The 2,867-nt window shown below is 38.9% G+C and carries 1 protein-coding gene and 1 pseudogene; one reads left to right on the forward strand and one right to left on the reverse strand.

Features of this window, described 5'->3' with window-relative positions; genetic code table 11:
- Window positions 1-520, reverse strand: a 520-nt coding sequence (locus tag BLV54_RS14970; protein ID WP_143032452.1) for a transposase, incomplete at its 3' end; no start/stop codon positions are given.
- 793 nt (window positions 521-1,313) lie between these two features.
- On the opposite strand from BLV54_RS14970, the pseudogene BLV54_RS14975 reads away from it, so the two are divergent.
- Window positions 1,314-1,610 (forward strand): annotated as a pseudogene (locus BLV54_RS14975) (IS1595 family transposase); the annotation flags it as partial.
- Window positions 1,611-2,867: the final 1,257 nt, after the last annotated feature.

The following is a 2,867-nucleotide window of genomic DNA, read 5'->3' on the forward strand; positions in this document are numbered from 1 at the left end:
CCAGTGCACTTCCAGCCTTATGATACAGCCGGGCATCTGTCGGGTAATTGATCGCTTTTTCCTGCACCGTGCTATCCACGTTTACTGCTGTGAGCGATGTCTTTGATACGGTCTGCGTGGCAATTCCTGCTACCACCGTTAGACTTAACATGAATTCACAGCCTGCTTCGCCTATGCGGTCACGAAATCTCGTCATCTGGCTGGGATCGATTGGCAATTCGTGGCGAAAGTATTCTTCTCCACAGATGTATTGCCAATAGGGATTCTCCACCCAGCGTTCCACCACCGTTTCATCCGATTCGTTGAAAGTGTGCTTCAGGTAGTGCAGCCCTACCATCAAGCGGATCGGAATAGCTGGGCGGCCTTCATCTGAATACAGTCGTTCAAACCGCTCTTCTACTACAGACCAGTCAATCTTCCCTGCCAGGCGATACAGCTCGTGGCGCTGGTCCAACATCTGCTCCAGTCTCATGCGAAAAAGATCATCACAGGGGGTGGGTTCTTGCTTCTTTGGCTTCATCAATTCACCAGAAATTAGGGGTCAATAGCATTAATTCTGGCAAATTCCATACCTTTTGAGTATCCCTCAATGCCAATATTTATGCTAGTTTCTATAGTATTTCAGGGGCGACTAACTATTGACTTCAAACCACATCTAGCTGAGCCTAAAATCTCAACCTTTCAAGTAGGCATGCATTCAATTGAATTGAAGATTTTCTTGACATCCTGAAGTAATCCACATTGCTTTTTAAAAAGCATCTTGCATCAATCAAAACTACGGAAATAAACAATAGAATAATAAGCTATTGATTATAAATTATATTATTATATGTTTAAAATTTAATCGATCCAGAAAAGATTATTACAAATAACCATCTTAGCAGCAGTACTGACAGATTACCCACAAAGTTATCCACAGAAATTGTGGACAAGTAATAATTCAATATAAACAAATTTGCAGAAACCATATAAATTACAATGATTCATGTGGAAAGTTGGCTATCTCTATTTGGGTAATAGTTCAAACCTTAACTGATCACATCAATATGGTTAAGACAGGCAGCACCAGCCAGGCATAGTGCTAGCGGACAAAATAAAAGCAGATACAAAAAAAGAAAAGCCGCATATCTGCAATTGATATCGCGGCCATTTTCTGATGCCTTGTCTTCTGGAATTTAGATGTTTTTTTCTAGATACTTACTAATTCATTTGAGGATATACGACCTAGTTAGTCGTAATTAATACGGTACTGGTTAAAGGATTACTTTATTTTTGGAGCTGTAGTAGATTAGCTTAGTTGATAAGCTAATTGAATGAAGATAAGTCATTGTAGATTATTAAAGAAAACACAATCCAGGTTACTGGAATATTTTGTGTTGGAAGTTACAGCGAGATCAGCAGCAGATATACTCGGAATTCAACCTAATAGTGCAGCACTGCTCTATCGCAAAATACGCGAAGTAATTGTTTATCATTTGGAGCAAGAATCTCACGAAATCTTTGATGGTGTAGTGGAATTAGATGAAAGCTACTTTGGTGGTATTCGTAAGGGCAAACGTGGTCGCGGGGCTTCTGGAAAGGTTGCGGTATTTGGTATATTGAAGAAACACAAAAGGTGTCAGTCATTGCATCTTGCAAAATGAACGAATTAACCCCCTAATAGTACTGTAATGAACATTAAAATAGGCTGCAATTTCAAACATTGTGCAATGTCCCGTTTTGTATGTCGCATTCATTGCCAGTCACTTCATGCACTACGCAATGACTGACACCTTTTGTGCTTTACAAGTTCTGTTAATAAGATTCAAAGTAAATAGATTTGGCTTAAAGAGAAAATGAATCCTACCAATGACAGTTAAAAAAGTTTACTAAGCTGGTTGCCAACCAAAACATCCAAGGTGGTACTAAAATTTTTATTGATTCTTGTACCAGCGACCTCAAATTTTTTGGGTCTCCTGTCGCAGTCAATGTCAGATCTGATATTTTCCATAACAAAGGAAGAGTTACTGATATTAGCAATATCACTACTAACTCTAACATTAATAGCATTAACGATCTCCTTCATTATAAAAACAGAAGATGTCAGTCAGATTCTATACAAATAGTTGCATTCCGATAATAAATTTTCTAGCATTCCAACAAGATAATAGAAGCAGATTCAAAAATGCCATACACAGGCGCGGTACATAGTTATAGTAAGGAGATATGAAACAACTAACTATGTGCCGCAGTGGAGTCAGCTTAAAACTAAGAACAGGTACACATCTGCAACGATGGTTTGGGGACATTAGCAGAAATATACCACTACACTCCTAGAATTTAAGGGTACATTGATTAGTGTTACCTTAAACAAAAAAATTCAAAAAAATTAGGAGAAAATAAAAAAATGGTGCACAGCCGGGAGGAACGAATATGAGCGCGCCATGCACCACACAAGAGGAACCATTTAAAAAAGTACACAACTGCCATATGATGCTATGGGAGGACATCAACAGATGTGTACCGTGACTCTCACAGATTAGTAGGAGTTTTTTTAAGAATTGCCCTAAATAAAAAAAGTTCAAAAAACTTAGACGTCTAGTAGCGCCCAAATTCAAATCATTAAAGCGTAAGGACAGTCATGGAGAAACATAATAACCCGGCGAGCAGACCACGATACTCACTGGATTACAGAGGATTATGATAGGTATTAATACAATGACATTAATACAGATTCTTAAAAGGTGTCTACCATTGAATTTGTGGATGACACCCATTATTAAGAAGCGTAGCATAACTTATTGATGGGGGTGTGGCTCAAGGTGTCCGTTGTGGATAATTCCGACTAACTCGGCACTGAAATACCGCCCCTGTCGTCCGCATCATCC

It is taken from the genome of Nitrosomonas sp. Nm33 (genome assembly GCF_900107265.1).
GTDB lineage: Bacteria > Pseudomonadota > Gammaproteobacteria > Burkholderiales > Nitrosomonadaceae > Nitrosomonas.